This is a genomic window from Streptococcus sp. HMSC072D05, assembly GCF_001815805.1.
Classification (GTDB): Bacteria; Bacillota; Bacilli; order Lactobacillales; family Streptococcaceae; genus Streptococcus.
This window is the reverse complement of record NZ_KV821982.1, coordinates 73,496-90,073: the sequence shown is the minus strand read 5'-3', so window position 1 is coordinate 90,073 and position 16,578 is coordinate 73,496. Positions and strand designations below refer to the sequence as shown.

The following is a 16,578-nucleotide window of genomic DNA, read 5'->3' as shown; positions in this document are numbered from 1 at the left end:
ACAATTTATTCACGTATACTATTTCTTTATCACACTGGGAGATTTCCTATGAGCCAATATGCTTATATCCTCGTTGTACTTAGCTTGGTTTTCCTTTTTCTGCTCAATAAGTACGAGAAGGAAAGACTGCAAAGACTCTACCAAGAGCAACTCTTGAAGGACGAGACATTTAGGTCTGATATCAAAGAGAAAATTCACACGACTGAAAATATCAATGATGTCATTGCACATATCAATAAAACTTACCATCTGGGAATGTTGCTCTCAAAAGACGTTACAGATCAATTGAAATAATCAAAATCCGAGAAGCTTTCTTCTCGGATTTTTTTAGCCTTAACTATATTCTCCTTGGAGAAATTTCATCAGTACATGTAAAGTTTTCTGTAATTTTCTATATTTTTTCAAAATATTCTTGCATTTCCTTTAAGTTTTTTGTAGAATAGTAGCTATCTATTCAGATTATTCTGAAAATTCAAAAATAGGAGTGTTTATTATGTCACAAGTTACGTTATCAAACCAGTCAACCTGGGCAAGCAAACTAAAGGCAATGGGGCCAGGAATCCTAATGGCTTCTGCAGCCGTTGGAGGTTCTCACATCGTATCCTCCACTCAAGCTGGTGGTTCCTATGGTTGGTCACTACTCCTCTTAGTTATCTTGGCCAATGTCTTTAAATATCCATTTTTCCGTTTTGGTGCCGAATATACTGCCGACACTGGCAAAACCTTGGTGGAAGGCTATGCTGAAAAAAGAAAACTCTATCTCTGGATTTTCTTTATCCTCAATGTCTTTTCAGCTATGGTCAACACAGCTGGTGTTGCCATTCTGTGCTCAGCTATCATCGCCAGTGCCTTCCCAATGATCGGTCTTAGCATCACTCAATGGTCCCTTATCCTTGTTGCAGTCATTTGGGCCATGCTACTCTTTGGTGGCTACAAACTATTGGATGGTATGGCAAAATGGATTATGTCTGCTTTGACCATTGCAACAGTTCTTGCAGTTATCATTGCAGCAATTAAACATCCAGAATACAGCTCTGATTTTGTCGAAAAGACACCTTGGCAAATGGCGGCACTCCCTTTTATCGTTTCCCTCTTAGGATGGATGCCTGCCCCTATTGAAATTTCAGCCGTCAATTCACTCTGGTCTGCTGAAAAGAAAAAGACCGTCAACTTTAATACAGCGGACGCCCTTTTCGACTTTAACATTGGTTACATTGGAACTGCTATCCTAGCTGTATTCTTCGTGGCACTAGGAGCACTGATTCAGTATCCTACAGGACAAGCAGTTGAAGCAGCTTCAGCCAAGTACATTTCTCAATTTGTGGGTATGTATGCCTCTGTTCTTGGAGAATGGTCCCGTTATTTGATCACCTTTATCGCCTTTCTCTGTATCTTTGGAACGGTCATCACCGTTATCGATGGCTACTCTCGTGTCAATCAGGAATCGCTGCGACTCTTGATTCGTCAAAAAGAGGATTCTCGCAAATCTTTGAACATCTGGATGACCATTACCGCTATCATTGGTATCGTAATTATTAAATTCTTTGCTGGTCAAGTTTCCACCATGCTTCGCTTTGCCATGATCGGTTCTTTCCTGACAACACCATTCTTCGCTCTTTTGAACTATGTATTGGTGACACGTGAGAATAAAAATCTTCCTTCTTGGCTAAAACTCCTCGCTATCGCAGGATTGATTTTCCTCTTTGGCTTCGCTATCTTCTTTATCTATGCACTTGCCATCGGAAAAGCAGGATAGTTTATAAAATGGCACCCTGACAGGGTGCTTTTTGCATACTCAAAAGCAGTTGAAAATCTCAACTGCCCCTCAGTACTACTTTATTTTTCTGTCTCTAACTCATACAAGTCTGCAATGATTGCTGCGACTTTTTTAATATCTCCCAGCATGCCTCTCATTTCAAAATCTGCTAGAACGGGGAAACCAAAACGCTGGCTGTACTGCTTGGCTGTTAGGCAGTATTGATTGTTAAAATTGCGATTGCCAGATCCCACTACCCCAAAACACTTACTAGCATTGTCTCCATAAGCGATAAAGTCGCCCACTGGAGTCGTTAGAATCTCAACATCGCCGTTATCGACACCATTTCCACCTTCCAGATAGGTCGGCAAGAAAGCGACATAGGGATGCTCCATTTCAAAGAATTCTTGGCCTTCCTTCACCAAATCCTTGATATGGATCTTTTGGACCTCAATCCCTTCGTGCTGGGACAGGAGATAGTCCTTGAGTCGGCTTACAAAACTCTCTGTATTCCCGCTCAGACTGATATAAACTAAGGATATTTTTTTCATATTGACCTCGATTTTTTGTTTACGATTTAAAAAGAACTACCAAGATTGTAACTTGATAGTTCTTTTTTGTCAATACTTAGGCAACTTCTTCTGCTTCGACTTCTTCGGCCAAATCTTTTTGTTGGCGCCACATCTTGTAAAAGACTAAGGCTAAAAAGAGGACGTTGATGATGATGAACAAAATATTCGTTCCTTGTGCTAATGCTCCCATTCCTAAGCCGAGGGTAGTATCTTTGATTAATTGAACTGCATCTTGAACGTTCATATAGCTATAAACCAAACCAACAATAGCTAGTAGAACATAGCCAATATAAGCATAGTTTGCGAATTGCACATTTTTACGTACAAGAAATACAAAAGCTACTACAACTAGAATTGCAGATAAGACAATCAACAACGTATTAAAAATAGAGTGCGATGACGCTGTTACTTGGTAAGTATAGTTGACTGTGTCTTCTAATTGCTGAGCAGTAAGCGTCCCGCTATTCGCTAGGCTAGCACGAAGCACATCTTTACTTGGCAATGGACTCAAGATTCCAAATAATGACATAGCCGAAATGAGGGCTGATAGGACTAACAAGACCCAAAGATAAATAGGATTCTTTTTCATGTTTTCCTCCATAAGATATTTTGAACATTATAGCATTTTTTGTACAGGAATACAACTTTTACAAGCTGGTTTCAACTTGTTTCCGATAAGCTTTCGGTGATTTTCCGCACAATTTACGGAAAACCTTGTAGAAATATCCAACATTACTATAGCCAACTGCATAGCAAATATCTTCGATGCTATCACTGGTCGACAGTAAGAGTTGCTGCGCTGCCTTAATTCGCTGTTTATTGAGCAATTCCGCAAAAGTCGAGTTGGTTTCCCTCTTAATCAACTGACCGAGATAGACAGGATTGATAAAGAGATCCTTGCTGATGTCCTTAAGTGAGAGCTCTTTCTGATAATCACGCCCAATCACCTCCAGCACGCTCACCACATTTTCATTCATGCGGTACTGGCCAAAGAACTTGGTCAAGGTTTCTTTGATATAGGCAACCAATTCTTCAAAGGTGTTAATGGCATGGATAGCTTTGACTATCTCGGTCATATCATCTGCTTTTAGGTGTTCAAACAAATGAAAGACATCCATGACAAACTGAGTGAAGAGCTGCTTCGTGATGGCCACGCGCGGGGTATTTTCCAAGACGACCTTCTCTAGCAGGGTTAATTCTTCGATGATTTGATTGATATTCCCTTGGATAATCACCCGATAAATCGGCTCGTAATAAGCAAACAAACTCTCGGATTTTTCTAGATTGACTGAACCGTAGAAGAGGGCTTTCTCAGCATTGATCTTCCAATTCTCAAAAGACTGCTGGTAGGGTGCTTCAAATGGTGTCACGATGATGCCATCGAGCTGTTGATCAGAGATGAAAATCTGCCAGTCTTGCCCCAAAACATAGTAAGGAATTGTGAAAGAACCTTGTTTTTCCTTGGAAAGACCTATCCACCAGTTATCTTTACCTGCTAAGAAGTTGACAAAGCCTTCTTCATCCAATTCTTGGCTAAGAGTCTGGCTTTGCTCCACCTTTTCCTGAAGTTGGCTCGCAATTTTTTCTAATAAATTGCCCAACTCCACCTTGTCTACTGGCTTGACCAGATAATCCACGACACTAAGGTTCATGGCTTTTTTAACGTACTCAAACTCCTGATAACCAGACAGCAAGATATAATAGGTATCTGGAAGTAACTCTTTCATTTCCCTAATCATCTCAAGTCCGGTCTTATCTGGCATGTTGACATCGGAAATGACCACATCTACTGGATTTCCCTTGACGTAGTCCAAAGCATCATCTGCGTGATTAGCTGTTGCGACGACTTGCATATCCCATTTTTCAAAGGGGATTAATCGCTTGAGCCCCTCTGTCACCATGTACTCATCGTCTACTAATAAAACTTTATACATTTCTACCCTTTCTATTCATCCTGGATAGTGATATGGTAACGAACACCTTCTTGCTCAGCTGACTCTACACTGATTTGGTAGCGATCCCCAAAGTAGAGAACAAAGCGTTCGTGTACATTTACTATTCCAATTGATTGCCGCTCCCCACTATAGCTTGCCTCGTGTTCAAAACTTCGTTGAGTTAATTTTTCTTGCAAGCTAGCTAGTTTCTCAGCGGGCATTCCTCGACCATTATCTACTACTAGAATTTCAACGCATCCTTGGCCTTTCAAGGCTTTGATACTGATGACATTATCTGTTCTGCGATGATCAACACCATGGGCAAAGTAGTTTTCTACTAATGGTTGGAGTGTAAATTTTGGAATCCTCATTTCTTCCAATTCTGGTGCAATCTTGAAACCATAAGCAATGGATTTAGGATAACGCACCATACAGAGATAGCTATATTTTCGGCAAAATTCCAACTCTTGCTTCAACGTGGTTTCCCGCTCGTCGGAGATATTGTTGCGTAACAAGCTACTAAATTCATAGATAATATCTGCCAGTTCATCCTGACTTTGCATGACAGCATACATCCGTAAAAACTCCAGAGTATTGTACATAAAGTGAGGATTGATTTGAGCTTGCAGGGCTCGCATATTGGCATCTTTTTGACTGAGCTCTAGCTGATAGATATCATGGATATTTTTTTCCAGGCGATCCAACATATCATTGGTTGTTTCTGCAATGAGAAGCAACTCTTGGCCTTTTTCAGATGTATCGATTCGAAGGCCTTCTTCTCCTTGAGCAATCACCTCGATCGAATCTACTAGGTCTACGACCTGCTTTTGGTAATTTGAAAAAGTCTGTCTAAGAGTCACGTACAAAATGATGATAAAGAGAATACTTAGCCCAATAATGACAGCTGAACTCGTCAAAGTTCCTGTAAGAACAAAATTTTTAGGAACAGCAACTCGAACCTGATAACCGTGAGAGGTGACACCTACAAACCAGTTTTCTCGCTCAGCTGATACCTTCTCCCCAATATGGAACATCTCAGTCTCAAAAGGCGAAGTTACTGTTACAGCCATTGGGATATGGCCCCTTGTATTGTCAATAGCTCCATGTAAAACATCCGGGGATAGGGAGATATAGATCACTCCTAAATCCTTGTCAGACACAGGATCAGAAACAGGAATGGCAAAACTATTGGCTGTCGGCTTAAAACCCTCCGCAGGAACTTTCTCCCCACTGCGTTTTTCTCTAGTCGAAACATAGACTTCCTTGTAGTCCTGAAGAACAATAGCCACTCCAGTCACAAAATCATTCCTAACATAGAGGTCATCAATATTTTCATACAGGGAAACCGAGATATAAGGTGAAGTTTTACGCTCTAATTGCCAATAGAAGTAGTCTGGTGTGCTGAGACTGAAATACTTGTAAATTCCTTCGATGCGGGCCTGATTTTCAACCAAAGACTGAGCAAGTTGGGTTGACTCTCTGTGATAATATTCCACTTCACTCACTGTCCGAGTGGTCACACGTTCTGCAACCCGTTGGGCCTCTTTCTCACGCGAATCCCAGTCAGCATACGATAGCATAATCGCAAAACTGGCAATGACCACGATCATAACCAAACTATAAATCCGTAAAAGAGAGTGAAGCCAAAACTGCTTCATTCTATTTTGTCGCCAATTTTTCATGGATACTTTCATAAATAGGTTCCAACATATCACTGATAAAGAAATGCCACATTCCAATTCCTACAAAAAAGAGCAAGGCAGGCATATAATAACCAACTCCTACAAGGAGAGCGGACCCGAGTAAAACCTTGGCAATCGCAGGTAGGCTCATAAAAATCCCGATAAGGGACAGTTTCAAGGTATTTTGGTAGGATAAATCAAAGTACACCTGAAGTTTCAAGGAAACAGTGTAGGCTAGAAAGACAAGAGCAACTACAAGGACGTTGAGGAAGGTCGCCAAAAGGTGGAAAATCGTCTGGTGGGGCAATTGAACTAGAAGATACAAACCATAAACTAGGACAAGATCAACAAACACAAAACTATAGAAAGCCAGATTGCTCTTGACAAAATTACTCTTATACAATTCCCAAGCTTCCTTCAAATGGTATGCTCGATAGGTATACCCATGCTCCCCATACAAACTCATAAGAGTTGCACTAGCTGGTGCCAAACCAAAGACTACTCCTCCTGCAAGTGTTAATAGCCAGAAATAAGCCGTCGCAATCATTCCCAAAAAGATACGATTAAAGACGAATTCTAGAAATTTTCCCATGCTACTCTCCTTAAACTAACGATGTAACTATTATATCATATTTCAAACGTTTTCAAAAATATAGAACTCCCATTTACAATCCTCAAAAAGCGTGATACAATTGGTTTTGTTAATTCGCATCAAGGAGATTCTCATGAAGAAAAATATCTTAACCACCCTCTTGGCCGCCGTCCTTTATTTCCTCTGTCTAGGGATTGGAGTCTTCCTAGGACACCTGGTCGATCAAACAGGCAATATGTTCTACGCGCCGGCCTTTTCTGCCCTTGTCGGTGGCAGTGTCTACATGCTTCTTTTGACGAAGGTCCCTCGTTTTGGCGCTATCACCACTCTAGGACTTTTTATGGCACTTTTCTTCCTAGCTAGCAAGCATGGCGCTGGTGCCTTTCTCCCAGGACTCGCCTGTGGTCTTGCAGCAGATGCCATCGCTCGTCTCGGAAACTACAGAGATCGAATCAAAAACACCCTCTCCTTCCTCGTCTTTGCTTTTAGCACAAGTGGCCCTATCTTCCTCATGTGGATCCGTCCCAAAGCTTACGTGGCCACCTTACTTGCACGTGGGAAATCCCAAGAATACATTGACCGTATCATGGTCGCTCCAGAGTTGGACAAAATCCTTCTCTTTGTTTCGAGCATCCTCGTAGGTGCCTTGATTGGGGCTTTGGTTGGGCAATTTCTAAGTCAAAAAATAGCTGATAAACTATAAGATAAAAGCCCTGAAGACTAGCTATGCCTAGTTCCAGGGCCTTTTTGTATACAATCTTAGAATTCACTATAGATAAATTCTTGAATATTCGAAAAATCGGTCACAAAACAGTAAATCACGATGCTCAAGATAACCGTATAGAAAAAAAGTGTCCACAAGATTAATCGATGAGTGTTAGTTAGCTTGGTTTGCAAATTTGTAAAGTTCTTTTTCAACTTCCATCCATCCTTTCACTCCAACGTGCATCACGTCAAATAAAAAGTAATCATCATACTCTCTGTTTCCATAGTTTAATACGGTTGCACCATGGCTTTTTGCGACATCTTCTATTTTTTTATAAGTTTTTTCTCGCATCTCTCTTGAGACACCAGTGTAGTCGTTCCATTTCCCGTTTACTGGGAAAATAATAACCTCAACTTCAATGCCCAATTCTTTAGCAACCGTCAAGAAAAGTTCCATATCTGAATATTCAGGTGACTCTAGGTAGCTCAAATCTTTATTGGAATCTTTTAGCGATGCATAGCGATCTTTTAAGTAAGTATTGTAGTAGTTATTATCAACAGCATAGTCATTATTGTCTGTTTTCCTTTTGACCTCTTCCACAAACTGAGCCGTCATCTTTTCCCAATCATAGTCTGGGGTTTTGTCTCCTAGTGAAGGATAATCTGATTTCTCATGATTTTCATAAAATTTTCGTTTGAGCTTAAAGGAATACATCGCGTTATCTAACTCTAATAGTTTTTTTTCAACAATAGTTCCTTTTCCATCTATGAAATAACTTTTGTATTTTTTGTAGATGTCATTTTGTTGCTTGTTTCCCTTGGTAATCTCGATAATGCGATTGATCAGTTTCTCTTTCGTTTCCTTACTAATCTTGTCATTATCTAGCATGTGGAAAATATGTTCCTGAGAAGCCTTGTTCAAAAAGGCATCTTGATGGGTCCCATCTTTTTCAAACCACTGAACCGACTCTACTATAGCTACTTTTCGCTTACTCATAGATCCTTCAATAGAGCCCAAGGTCGTAGCCTGAATGATGTTTTGAGAATAACTAGTCCCAATCTGCATGATATTAAAATCGTTGTAGTTAAAAATTTTATTTGGATGATAGTCTTCATTTATCGTTGCAACCAACTCTGAAGAACCCATTAGAACCAGTGTATTGGGAGTGATATTGCTTGTTAGAATATCTCTACTTTTATACTTTTCATACGAGGTGCTATAACGAATACTGTTATCCTTGACTTTATAATAATCATCAATCTTCTTGACATAGGTCACATTTAAAAGGGCAAGCGTCGCAATTACGAGCACAAGCGATAGTAAAAATGCTTTTAATTTAATCATCTCGTTTTATCCTATCCCTTCAATCTGGCAGACTTCTTTTCAATCTCTTATCTCTTTAAAATCGTCAGTAAGATTTTATAGGGTTCACCTGAAAAGATAAAGAAACCAACCATAACCAAATTCATGGTCACAAACCAACTTAGTAGCTTATACCAGTTTTTGTTTTTATTTTTCTTATAAAAATTGCTTTTCTTTTGATACACTTCAAATCCAGCCATCAAGACACCATGGTAAAAACCATAGACAATGTAACTAACACTAAGACCATGCCAAAAACCCATGACCAACATATTGACCATATAGGCATAGGTTGCATTGTGTAGTCTATTTTTAAACCATTTTTTCCTGATAACCTGCATCAATACTCTTGAAAATACAAAATCTCTCAACCAGGTCGACAAGGTGATATGCCATCTGGTCCAGAAATCCTTGATATCAACACTCAAGAAAGGTTTGTTAAAGTTCATCGGTGTCTGAATACCTAGAATGTTACTACTTCCAACGGCCATTAGACTATAGCCTGCAAAGTCGAAGAACAGATACAAGGTATAGAGGTACATATACTTAATTGAGTAGACGACTGTACCCGTATTGCTTAGAGTGAGTAACATCTGGTAAACATAGGTTGATAAAACAACCTTGTAAAGAAGGCCTAGAACAATACGATACACACCGTCCCCTGCTAACTCTAGATACTCTTTTCGAGGCATGACCTCGTTTATCTCTTTTAAAAATCTCCTACTCCGATCAATCGGACCAGCACTAACTGTTGGGAAAAAGAGTAAAAACTGTAGATAATCTTTTACACTGACTTTTTCTTTGATCAAGCCATCCGATATCTCTAACATGATCTGAATGGTCTTAAAGGACATGTAAGAAATTCCAATAAAGGCCAACAAATGCAGAGAAGTCAGGGCAAAGACTTTATTGATTACTAAAGGAAGAATGGAAAGGAAAACCAGTGGTTTCAGCCGCTTTGCCTCTATCCTCTGTGCTAGAAAAACCAGAAAATATTGATAAACGACAAAGGCAAGCAAATAGACCATCATCGCTCGACTCTTACCATAGATAGCTCCTGCAAATAAGAGGGAGAGCACCAAAATATAGTAGTCCTTACGTTTTTCAAAAAAGTTTACCACAAAACCAATCAGTAAAACTACAAACAAGAGAAGGAAAAACTCATTCCCCTCGAAATAATTCATACCAGTCAAACTCCTTTACATTATCATCCCTTCTACAGCAAACTTTCCGATTTGCTAATTGAGGACCTTTATTTATTATAGCATATTTCTAAAAAGAAGCTTTATCCTTCTTGCAGTTCGGTGAGAAAACAAAAAGGAGTCCCGTTGGGCTCCTTCCATTTATTTATGACTTAGTTTCTTGGTCAAGAAATCTCCCAAGAACTGGATTGTAAAGATAATCAAGATGATAATGATGGTTGCCAAGATGGTCACATCGTGATTGTAACGGTTAAATCCATAAGCGATGGCTACGTTACCGATACCACCAGCACCAACTGCTCCCGCCATAGCCGTTTCCCCAACAAGGGAAATCAAGGTCACTGTCGTCACACGAATCAAATCTGGAAGACCTTCTGATAGGTAAACACCCACGATATCCCAGAAGGTCGCTCCGCTCGCTTGAGCCGCCTCAATAACACCACCATCCAGTTCAGCCAAGACCACCTGCACCTGACGGGCAAAGAAGGCAAAGACTGCAAATGAAAGTGGCACAAGGGCTGCATTTGGTCCGATGCTCGTCTTCACAATCAAGTGAGAGAGTGGCGACATGATTGCCAAGAGGATGATGAAAGGAACCGCACGGAAAATAGAGGTAATCTTATCCAAAATCCAGAAGATAACCTTATTTTCCAAGACACCGCCTGGCGCTGTCAAGACGAGGAAAAGACCTGCTACCAACCCCAAGAACCCTCCGATGATGAAAGAAAGAACTGTCATATAAAGAGTTAGGTAAATGGCTGTTCCCCAGCCTGCCTGACCAGACCAGCCCATCTTGTAGACATTTGGTAGATAAGTTTGAATCAACTCTGTCATTTTACTGTCCTCCCTTCAATACTTTTAACTGCACACCAGCCTGACGGATGGCATCTTGAGCACCTGCTAGTGCTGCTTTTTCACCTGACAAGACCACCACCAATTCTCCAACGGGAGTACCATCAAGAATTTCGATATTTCCATAGAGGATATTGGCCGTTACTTGGTAATGTTTGTACAATTCATTCAAAAGTGGTTCGTCTGTCGAAGCCCCTGCATACTTGAGTTGCACTAAGATACTGTTCTCAGATAAATGTTCTACGATTTCTTGCTTCTCAATCTTAACCATGGCTTCGTCAATACCTGTGGCTGTTGAGATAAAGTCCTGTGTCAAAGGTTGTTTAGGGTCTGAGAAGATTTCAAGGACACTGCCCTCTTCAATCAAACGCCCATCCTGCATAACCGCCACACGGTTGGCAATGTCTTTGACAATCTGCATTTCATGCGTAATCAAGACAACCGTCAAGCCTAATTTTTGGTTCAAATCTTGCAACAAGGCCAAAATTTGCTTGGTTGTTTTAGGGTCAAGGGCAGACGTTGACTCATCTGAAATCAAGATTTTTGGATCATTGGCCAAGGCACGCGCAATAGCCACACGCTGTTTTGCCCTCCAGATAGTTGTGAAGGGTAGTTTTCAGCACGATCCGCCAAGCCAACCAAGTCCAACAACTTAGCTACTTTTGCCTTCTTTTCTTCCTTGCTGAGTCCAGAGTGTTTGAGGGCAAAGGCTACATTTTCCTCTGCTGTCTTTTGACTCATGAGGTTAAAATGCTGGAAAATCATCCCGATATCTTGACGTTTGCGACGCAACTGCTCTGCCGTCAAGGTCACCTTACCATCAAAAATCACATCGTCGTCAATGGTAATTTTCCCTGCGGATGGTTTTTGCAAGAGGTTAATCACCCGTACAAGGGTTGATTTCCCTGCTCCAGAATATCCAACAATTCCGTAGATATCCCCTTCTTGGATGTGAATGGTCACATCCTTGACCGCTGTGATGGTTCTCTTCTTTTGGTGAAAAGTCACATCGATCTGATCTAACTTGATAATATCTCTACTCATAGCTTCTAATCAGCTCCTCTACTAATTCAATATGGGTGTAGTAATCGGCGATTCGCACGTTTTCATCTCCACCATGGTCTCGGCTATTGGCATTTCCTAGACCGAAGGCCACCATGGGTACCTCTAAGGCATCAAAGACCGTATGCATAGGTCCTGTCCCCGCTGTTGTCGGCAAGACTGAAACGCCCTGTGGATAGAATTTCTTGGCCAACTCGATCACATTAAGAATGGCTGGCGCGCTCATATCGCTTCGATAGCTCATCTCTCCCAAGGTATAGTATAATTCTACCTTATCAAAGCCATTTTTGTCTAGCTGTTTCCGAATTTTTTCCAGAACATCATGCGGTTCTAAGCCAGGAACCAAACGAACTTCTAACTTGGCACTGGCTTCTGCTGGCAAAATCGTTTTCACCCCTTGACCTTGATAACCTGACTGAATCCCTTCGATATTAAGGGCTGGCTCGAAAAAGAAACGTTTTAGGAAGGCTACACGATCCTTTTGTAAGAGAGGCAATTCCAAGCCATAAATGCGACTGATTTCCTCTGGATTGCGTTGGGCATAGGTATCTACCAAGGCTAGCTCTCGTTTATTTGGCTCTTGAACATCCTCGTACAGGCCTTCTACTAAGATACGTCCATCTGCTGCACGTAGGCTACTTAAGGCCTGGATAAGATACCATGGAGCTGACTCCACGACACCACCATAACTCGAGTGGATATCCACATCCGCACTCTTCACCTTAGCATCAAAGGTTACAATTCCCTTGTTTCCGCCAGAGATTTCCAGCTGTTCCAAGGCGTTCTTGGTTCCTTGTTCCCAGACTAGCAAGTCCGCTCCACGAAGTTTGTCTGCGTGTTTCTCTAAATACTTATCTAGATCCATGGAAGCAGACTCCTCTGCTCCCTCCATGATAAAGCTGATATTGACAGGCAGGTCATCATGGTGCTGCATATACTTTCTCAAAGCACTCAAACGAGCTGTGATGTGGCCTTTGTCGTCGTCAACCCCACGCCCATACATAAAGCCATTTCGCACAGAAAGGGTAAAAGGATCCTCTGTCCATACCTGGTCTCCATCCGCTGGCACGGTGTCATAGTGATTATAGAAGATCAAGGTCTTGGCATCCGGACGCGAACTCTTGAAATGCGCCATGACAAAGGGAGCCGTATAGCTCTCATCAATCTCCACTTCAGCCCCTACACGCTTGAAAATCTCACCCAGATAGTTTGCGAGCTCCTTGAGTCCAACCTGTTGGGCAAAGACGGATTTCTTGGAAATCAAGGTGCGCAAGACTTCAAAATAATGTTGGGCCACATGATCCTTCTCAAATTTTTCAATCTGCTCTTGTTCGCTAGGAAAAACCATTTTCTCTCTCTTTCTACTACGTACTTGTGTCCTTAGAACGACCACAAGTGCCTCTTTAAAATCAACTCTCTATACAAAAGCAAGAGGTGGAAACTCTCTCCCACCTCCCTGTGTCTTATTACCAAACTGGTTGGTCCAAACCGTCTGATGTTTCTTCGATAACTTTTTTCACTTCATCAGTGTGGTAAGCTGCGATAATTTTCTTGATGGCATCAGCCTTAGGTGATGATTCCCAATCTTTTTTCGCAACAATGATGTTGTACCATTGTTTTGAGTTTTCATCAGCTTGTTCTTTGAAGAGTGCTTTCTTGTAGTCCAATTTTGCTTCTGTAACGAAGGTATTATTTACAACGGCAGCATCAACTGATGACAATGAACGAGCTGTTTGGCTAGCGTCCAATTCAGTAATCTTCAAGTTCTTTGGATTTTCTGTGATGTTAGCAACTGTTGCAAGGGCAGTTCCAGAAACATCCAATTTGATCAAACCAGCTGATTGAAGCAAGTAAAGCGCACGGCTTTCGTTTGTTGCATCGTTTGGTACGGCGATTTCACCGTTATCTGGGATTTCTTCCACTTTGGTGTACTTGTTTTCTTCCCCATTTTTACCTGAGTAAAGGCGGATTGGTGAGATATAGGTATCTGCAATCGCTACAAGGTCTTTCCCGTTTTCTTTGTTCCAGTTATTCAAGAAGTTGTAGTGTTGGAAGGCGTTCAAGTCTACTTCGCCATCAGCAGTTGCCTTGTTTGGTTGAGAGTAGTCAGTGAACTCTGTGAATTCCAATTTGATTCCATCTTTTTCAACCAATTCTTGGATTTTATCCCAACGCGCTTCTTCAGAACCGCTACGGTTAACTGTTGCAATTTTGACAACTGTTTCGTTGTCTGCTTTCTTTTCTGAATTTCCGCAAGCTGCAAGAGCCAAACCTGCGACTGTAGCAAGAGCTGCTACACCGAGCCATTTTTTAATTTTCATGATTCTATCTCCTTTAAAAATAATACCGTAATAGTATCTCATACTTTATTTGATTTAGCAAATTGTTATTAGATAGGCAGACATATAGTTTGAAACTATATACCTAAAAATTGAGAAATCATCCGCCTTTCTCAGACTGGATGATTTCATACGACTATTTAATATCAGCTTCTGCTGGGAGATACGTGTCTCCGAAGAACTGTTTAGACAATTTTTCAAGAGTTCCGTCTTTGTAGAGTTCTTGGATACGTTTGTCTACAAATGATTTCAACTCATCTTGACCTTTTGCAAGAAGTGGGTAAACGTAAGGTTGTTGGTCGCTTGGAAGTTCAATGACTTTCAAGTTGTCCAAACCTTGGTTCTTGATAACTGTTTCAACACCGATTTTATCAAAAATCTTGTAGTCAAACTGACCATCGCTCAAACGAGACATGATTTGTTGGAAATCAGCCTTGGTATAGTTAAGAACAGTTGGATTGTCTGCGTGTTGTTTGTTATAATCTTCTAGCTGTTTAGCTGATGTTGTCCCTTGAACGACCTCAGTAGACTTGCCTCCGATATCATCAAGCGACTTGATGCTGTCGTCGTCTTTCTTCACAACGAGAACGTTAGGGTTTTTAGCAGTTGGAGCTGCATAAAGGTACTTTTCAGCACGTTCTTTGGTATAGCTGATATTGTTCACCGCCATTTGATAACGGTCACTATCAAGACCTGCAAAGACACCTGACCACTCTGTCTTTTCAAACTTGACATCGTATTTGTCAGAGTCTTTAAAGATAGCACGGACTACTTCAATCTCATAACCAGTCAACTCACCATTTTCTTCGTAGTTAAATGGTTTTGGTGAAGCATTGGTTGCAACGATAATTTCTTTCTTACCAGATGCTGCTTCGCTAGTTGCAGTATCTTTCTTATCTCCACCTGAACAAGCTGCTAGTACACCTGCGGCAACAAGTCCTAGAGCAGCAAGAGATGAATATTTGACGATTTTTTTCATGTCATTTCCTCCAAAATAGAATACTTTACTATCTTAACAGAAAATATTTTTTTTCGCCATTATATGATATCTATCTCGGTGATAGGTTTTTTTTATGGCTGATTTAAAAGACCAGACGCAAGACTGCAATCAAGACTACCCCAAAAAGAACCGTACCTACTAGATTGCGGTAGCGAAAGGCTACCCAAGCCGTTGGAAAGACTGCTAAAAAGTCCAGCCATTTGATTTGAGGAAGACTGCCAACTTTGCCAGTCACTACGCTTGAAAGAATCAAGGCAAAGATAATGGAAACAGGCAAAAACTTCAAAAACCGCTCGACGATAGCTGGCAAGCCCTTGTACTTAACCAAGATGAAGGGAATCATACGGGGAATCCAAGTCACTAGGCCTGAAAAGATAACGGCTAACAAAAGATATTTACTGACCATCTAAGACCACCCCCATGGTACAACCTAGCAAGGTCGCAAACAGGACAGCTAGCGACTGAGACACCACTGTCAAGAGCAAAAAGAAGGACACCGCAACAACGGCTAGGATCCGCAGCAGATTGCGGACAGGAACCCGTCTTTGCATAATCTGAAATTGTGAAGTAAAAATCCCGATAAACATCCCAACAAGGGCAAAGTCCAAGCCAAAGACTTCAGGATTTGGAAGAAGGCCACCTAAAGCTGTCCCCGCAACTGTCCCAATAAACCAGGCTACATAACTATTGAGATTGTTCCCGTGCATCCACATAGGATGGACCTTGTCTGTATGGGCTAATTCTCCCATCAAAACCCCATAGGTCTCATCTGTCAGGAGACTGGACATGCCGATATTTTGCCAGAGACTAGTATGACGGAAATAAGTCGATGCATGCAGGCTCAGCAAAAAGAGTCGCAAGTTGATCAAAAAGACCGTCATAGCAATAGCTGCCACAGGCGCTTGGACCGCAATCAGTGCCAACATGGCAAACTGGGCGCTCCCAGCATAAACAAAGAGGCTCATCAAGCCCATCTCAACAGGTGTCACATAGGGCGCACCGATAATCCCACAAGCCAGACCGATACTAACATAGCCAAGGGCAGTCGGCATGGCTGCCTGAACACCTTCCCAAAATCCTTTTTCTTTCATCCTTCTCCTCATTCTTACAAATACAGCATTCTACTACTAAGCATTCAAAACAAGCACGCTAGGGTAACTACCATCGAAATTGATCGATTGCAATATTATATTGGTTGTTCTCAGGATTATCCTTATTCTCATATTCTGTAGGATAGACATCAATCCAGAGTTCTCTCCCTTGCCCTTTCATTTTGACCTTAAATCGATAACCAACATCATATCCCACCAAGGCATCAACTTTCAAAGACTGAAAGTTTGGTAGAGCTTCGATTTCTGCTTTCATATCTTGGGTCACTTTATAGAATATTTCTTTTTGTTGATCTTTGGAAGCCACAGGGAAATAAACCGTCGCTCCTTGTAAACGATGCGATTTTGAAAAAGTAACGGTCACTCGACCGCTGTAACTTTTCCATTTAAAGTTTTCGTAGTCATAGAAA

Annotated in this window: 16 protein-coding genes and 2 pseudogenes; 3 read left to right on the top strand and 15 right to left on the bottom strand. The window is 41.2% G+C overall.

All coding sequences use genetic code 11. The features are described 5' to 3' along the window. Positions 1-48 precede the first annotated feature (48 nt). On the top strand, positions 49-294 hold the full coding sequence (locus HMPREF3057_RS00405) for a hypothetical protein (protein ID WP_000084865.1): 246 nt from the start codon (positions 49-51) through the stop codon (positions 292-294). Between the two features lie 199 nt (positions 295-493). Further along, the gene (locus HMPREF3057_RS00400) at positions 494-1,756 is read left to right on the top strand and encodes an NRAMP family divalent metal transporter (RefSeq protein WP_070695981.1); all 1,263 of its coding nucleotides are present in this window, start codon (positions 494-496) and stop codon (positions 1,754-1,756) included. An 80-nt stretch (positions 1,757-1,836) separates the two neighbouring features. Here HMPREF3057_RS00400 and nrdI read toward each other — a convergent pair whose 3' ends face one another. The 5 genes from nrdI to HMPREF3057_RS00375 form a co-directional block, all read right to left on the bottom strand. Beyond that, positions 1,837-2,307 carry a class Ib ribonucleoside-diphosphate reductase assembly flavoprotein NrdI gene (gene nrdI, locus HMPREF3057_RS00395; RefSeq protein WP_049489448.1) on the bottom strand — a complete coding sequence of 157 codons (471 nt, stop codon included), beginning with the start codon at positions 2,305-2,307 and terminating at the stop codon, positions 1,837-1,839. Between the two features lie 76 nt (positions 2,308-2,383). Then, complete coding sequence (locus HMPREF3057_RS00390) at positions 2,384-2,917, bottom strand: ABC transporter permease (protein WP_049489447.1); 534 nt, start codon at positions 2,915-2,917, stop codon at positions 2,384-2,386. Positions 2,918-2,975: 58 nt separating this feature from the next. Next, on the bottom strand, positions 2,976-4,262 hold the full coding sequence (locus HMPREF3057_RS00385; protein ID WP_049519237.1) for a response regulator transcription factor: 1,287 nt from the start codon (positions 4,260-4,262) through the stop codon (positions 2,976-2,978). 11 nt (positions 4,263-4,273) lie between these two features. Then, positions 4,274-5,944: a sensor histidine kinase gene (locus HMPREF3057_RS00380; RefSeq protein ID WP_080978827.1), complete on the bottom strand. Its 1,671-nt coding sequence runs from the start codon at positions 5,942-5,944 to the stop codon at positions 4,274-4,276. Beyond that, a complete protein-coding gene (locus tag HMPREF3057_RS00375; protein ID WP_049500068.1) occupies positions 5,922-6,536 on the bottom strand; it encodes a YesL family protein in 615 nt (204 codons plus the stop codon). Before HMPREF3057_RS00375 ends, HMPREF3057_RS00380 begins: the two co-directional genes overlap by 23 nt. Before the next feature lie 133 nt (positions 6,537-6,669). On the opposite strand from HMPREF3057_RS00375, the gene HMPREF3057_RS00370 reads away from it, so the two are divergent. Next, entirely contained in the window at positions 6,670-7,239 is a 570-nt protein-coding gene (locus HMPREF3057_RS00370) for an MptD family putative ECF transporter S component (protein WP_000739505.1), read from the top strand. A 174-nt stretch (positions 7,240-7,413) separates the two neighbouring features. Here the strand turns inward: HMPREF3057_RS00370 and dltD are convergent, their stop codons facing one another. From dltD to HMPREF3057_RS00320, 10 genes and pseudogenes are all read right to left on the bottom strand, one after another. Continuing rightward, the gene (dltD, locus tag HMPREF3057_RS00365; protein ID WP_070695979.1) at positions 7,414-8,586 is read right to left on the bottom strand and encodes a D-alanyl-lipoteichoic acid biosynthesis protein DltD; all 1,173 of its coding nucleotides are present in this window, start codon (positions 8,584-8,586) and stop codon (positions 7,414-7,416) included. A gap of 47 nt (positions 8,587-8,633) precedes the next feature. Then, the gene (gene dltB, locus HMPREF3057_RS00360) at positions 8,634-9,788 is read right to left on the bottom strand and encodes a D-alanyl-lipoteichoic acid biosynthesis protein DltB (protein ID WP_049520540.1); all 1,155 of its coding nucleotides are present in this window, start codon (positions 9,786-9,788) and stop codon (positions 8,634-8,636) included. Positions 9,789-9,947: 159 nt separating this feature from the next. After that, complete coding sequence (locus HMPREF3057_RS00355; RefSeq protein ID WP_049550187.1) at positions 9,948-10,640, bottom strand: methionine ABC transporter permease; 693 nt, start codon at positions 10,638-10,640, stop codon at positions 9,948-9,950. Between the two features lies 1 nt (position 10,641). Continuing rightward, a pseudogene (locus HMPREF3057_RS00350) lies at positions 10,642-11,702 on the bottom strand (methionine ABC transporter ATP-binding protein). After that, positions 11,695-13,068 (bottom strand): M20 family metallopeptidase, encoded by a 1,374-nt coding sequence (locus tag HMPREF3057_RS00345; protein ID WP_070695977.1) that lies wholly within the window; start codon positions 13,066-13,068, stop codon positions 11,695-11,697. The pseudogene HMPREF3057_RS00350 and the gene HMPREF3057_RS00345 overlap by 8 nt, the downstream one beginning before the upstream one ends. A gap of 118 nt (positions 13,069-13,186) precedes the next feature. Beyond that, the gene (locus tag HMPREF3057_RS00340) at positions 13,187-14,041 is read right to left on the bottom strand and encodes a MetQ/NlpA family ABC transporter substrate-binding protein (RefSeq protein ID WP_000694527.1); all 855 of its coding nucleotides are present in this window, start codon (positions 14,039-14,041) and stop codon (positions 13,187-13,189) included. A 154-nt stretch (positions 14,042-14,195) separates the two neighbouring features. Next, a complete protein-coding gene (locus HMPREF3057_RS00335) occupies positions 14,196-15,038 on the bottom strand; it encodes an amino acid ABC transporter substrate-binding protein (RefSeq protein ID WP_000724967.1) in 843 nt (280 codons plus the stop codon). 103 nt (positions 15,039-15,141) lie between these two features. Next, the gene (locus HMPREF3057_RS00330) at positions 15,142-15,465 is read right to left on the bottom strand and encodes an AzlD domain-containing protein (RefSeq protein ID WP_000253936.1); all 324 of its coding nucleotides are present in this window, start codon (positions 15,463-15,465) and stop codon (positions 15,142-15,144) included. Next, on the bottom strand, positions 15,455-16,150 hold the full coding sequence (locus HMPREF3057_RS00325; protein ID WP_000659754.1) for an AzlC family ABC transporter permease: 696 nt from the start codon (positions 16,148-16,150) through the stop codon (positions 15,455-15,457). The genes HMPREF3057_RS00330 and HMPREF3057_RS00325 overlap by 11 nt, the downstream gene beginning before the upstream one ends. Positions 16,151-16,217: 67 nt before the next feature. Further along, positions 16,218-16,578, bottom strand: a pseudogene (locus HMPREF3057_RS00320) (hypothetical protein); the annotation flags it as partial.